This is a genomic window from Mesorhizobium sp. M7A.F.Ca.CA.004.04.2.1 (assembly GCF_004022825.1).
GTDB lineage: Bacteria > Pseudomonadota > Alphaproteobacteria > Rhizobiales > Rhizobiaceae > Mesorhizobium.
In genome coordinates, this window is record NZ_RZPH01000821.1 from 1 (window position 1) to 2,769 (window position 2,769).

The 2,769-nt window shown below is 63.3% G+C and carries 2 protein-coding genes and 1 pseudogene; 1 reads left to right on the forward strand and 2 read right to left on the reverse strand.

The window, feature by feature from the left end; all coding sequences use genetic code 11:
* Both EN893_RS38760 and EN893_RS27630 read right to left on the reverse strand, forming a co-directional pair.
* Positions 1 to 235 (reverse strand): annotated as a pseudogene (locus tag EN893_RS38760) (acetyl-CoA carboxylase biotin carboxyl carrier protein subunit); the annotation flags it as partial.
* Positions 236 to 243: 8 nt separating this feature from the next.
* The gene (locus tag EN893_RS27630; RefSeq protein WP_127269418.1) at positions 244 to 1,446 is read right to left on the reverse strand and encodes a pyridoxal phosphate-dependent aminotransferase; all 1,203 of its coding nucleotides are present in this window, start codon (positions 1,444 to 1,446) and stop codon (positions 244 to 246) included.
* A 204-nt stretch (positions 1,447 to 1,650) separates the two neighbouring features.
* On the opposite strand from EN893_RS27630, the gene EN893_RS27635 reads away from it, so the two are divergent.
* On the forward strand, positions 1,651 to 2,769 hold a 1,119-nt coding region (locus tag EN893_RS27635), incomplete at its 3' end, for an FAD-binding oxidoreductase (RefSeq protein WP_164901156.1).

The window sequence follows — 2,769 nt, forward strand, 5'->3', positions numbered from 1 at the left end:
GCGGCGCGCGGATCGAATAGCGTGCGATGGGCGGAGATGTCGAAGCCGGATTTGTGAAGACGGCAGGGACGGCGGCTGGCCCCGACTGCGACGCAGATTGCGCTTGCGACGCGGATTGCGCCGGCGCCATCTGCCTGGACATGCGGATGCGAACGCCATTGCGCTCGATCTCCAGTTCGGCAATGGGCGAACGCGAGACAAATTCGATCAGCTTCTGGACGAAGTCGAGATCCATCGCCGACCCTATCGCAGCGCTTCGACAGCCTTGGCGATTCGCCCGATCGCTTTTTCGATCAGATCCATCGACGTGGCTATGGAAATGCGGAAATGCGGCGACAGCCCGTAGGCAGAGCCCTGCACCACCGCGACCCGCGCCTGATCGAGCAGGTAAAGCGAGAAATCATCGTCGCTGCCGATGGGAGTGCCGTCGGGGCGACGACGGCCGATCAGGGCCGAGCAATTGGGATAGAGATAGAAGGCGCCCTCGGGCGTCTGGCAGGTAAGGCCGGGAATCTTGCGCAGCAGCTCCAGAGCGCGGTCGCGCCGAGCCTGGAATTCGAGCGCCCGAGGGCGAAGAAAGTCCTGGGGACCTTCCAGTGCGGCAATGGTCGCGGCCTGCGAGATGGATGACGGGTTCGACGTGCTTTGGCTCTGCACGGTGGCCATGGCGCGGATCAGCGGTTCCGGCCCGCCGGCATAGCCGATCCGCCAGCCGGTCATGGCATAGGCCTTCGACACGCCATTCACTGTCAGCGTACGGTCCTTCAGCCTCGGCTCGACGCCGGCGATGGTATGGAAGGTACGTCCATCGAACAGGATATGCTCGTAGATGTCGTCGGTCAGAACGTGCACATGCGGGTGATCGAGCAACACCCCGGCCAGGCCGGCAAGTTCGTCGGGGCTGTAGACGGCGCCAGTCGGATTGGAAGGCGTGTTGAGCAGCAGCCATTTGGTGCGCCCGGTGATCGCGGCTCGCAGGGCTTGCGGTGTCAGTTTGAAGCCCTGCGCCTCCGTGCAAGGAACGACCACGGGCTTGCCTTCGCCGAGCAGGACGATGTCGGTGTAGGAAACCCAATAGGGCGCGGGGACGACCACCTCGTCACCGGGGGCCAGCGTTGCCAGCAGGGCGTTGTAGATGATCTGCTTTGCGCCACCCGCGACGCTGATTTGCGAAGGCTTGTAATCGAGGCCGTTCTCGCGCCTGAATTTCCCGGCCACCGCCTTCTTCAGCGCGGCGGTGCCGTCGACCGCCGTATAGCGCGTTTCACCCCTGCGCATCGCCTCGTAGGCCGCCTCGACGATGTGCGGAGGCGTTGGAAAATCCGGCTCGCCGGCGCTCAGGCTGATGACGTCGATGCCGGCCGAGCGCATTTCGATTGCCCGCGCGGTGACCGCCATGCTGGGGCTTGGCTTGATGACGTCAAGACGGGGAGCGATGAGGCCCACGGGAAATCCTCGTCATGGCTGCCGCGACGTTGCCGGGCAGGTGATATCTGGTGAAAATTGGATAATGTATTCTGATTTTCGCGTCAAACCCCTTTTTCTGCATCGAAGACCGGGTTATGTCTCATTCCAGTGGTGGGTCGATAGAGGAAAGTATCCAATCCTTCATCGCCGCGTATGACATTCGAGATAGGGAACACGATTGGAATGGGCACGAACTATGATGTGGTGATCGTCGGCGGCGGCGTTGTCGGCAGCTCGATCGCCTATTTCCTGTCAGCCAATCCGGATTTCGATGGCAGTATTGCGGTGATCGAGCGGGACCCCTACTACACGGCCTCCTCGTCTTCCTTGTCGACCAGCGCCATCCGCCAGCAGTTCGGCACGGCGCCCAACATTGCCATGTCGAAGTTCAGCATCGACTTCCTGCGCCAGGTAAAGACGCGGCTTGCCATCGGCGACGAGTTGGCCGACATCGGCCTGCATGAGCCCGGTTACCTCGTGCTGGCGACACCCGAGCGGGCAGACGCGCAGCGTGCCAAGAACCGCGTTCAGCGCGGCATGGGCGTCGACGCCGAACTGATCGAGCAGGTCGATCTGGCACGACGCTTCCCGTGGCTCAACACGGACGATCTCGCCCTTGGCTCGCTCGGCCTTGGCAGCGAAGGCTGGTTCGACGGCCCCGGCCTGATGCAGGCCTTTCGCCGCAAGGCGCGCACGCAGGGCGTGGACTATCTTGCCGCGACGGTGACCGGACTGACCATGGCGTCTCCCCAAAAGGTCGGCGAAGTGGTGCTCGACAATGGCGACCGGCTTGCCGCCGGCACGGTGATCAACGCGGCCGGACCGTGGAGCGCGGGCATCGCCAGGATGGCCGGCGCCGAACTGCCGGTTGTCCCGAGCAAGCGCTGCGTCTTCGTCTTCGAAACGCCGGCAACGATCGAAAACTGCCCCTTCGTCTTCGACACGAGCGGCTTCTGGCTGCGGCCGGAAGGCCAGCTCTTCCTGTGCGGTATTCCGCCGGTGCGCGAGAACGAGCCGGACGATTTTGGCCTGGATGTGGATTACGACCTGTTCGACGAGTTGATCTGGCCGGCGCTCGCCCATCGCGTGCCCGGGTTTGAGCAATTGCGCATGCTGCGCGCCTGGGCGGGGCTCTACGAATACAACACCTTCGACCACAGCGGCATCATCGGCCGGCATCCCGAGGTTTCGAACTTTGTCCTGGCTACCGGCTTCAGCGGCCACGGCATGATGCATGCAGCGGCGACCGGGTCGGGCGTCAGTGATCTCATTGCCTATGGCGAGTACCGCTCTGTCGACCTG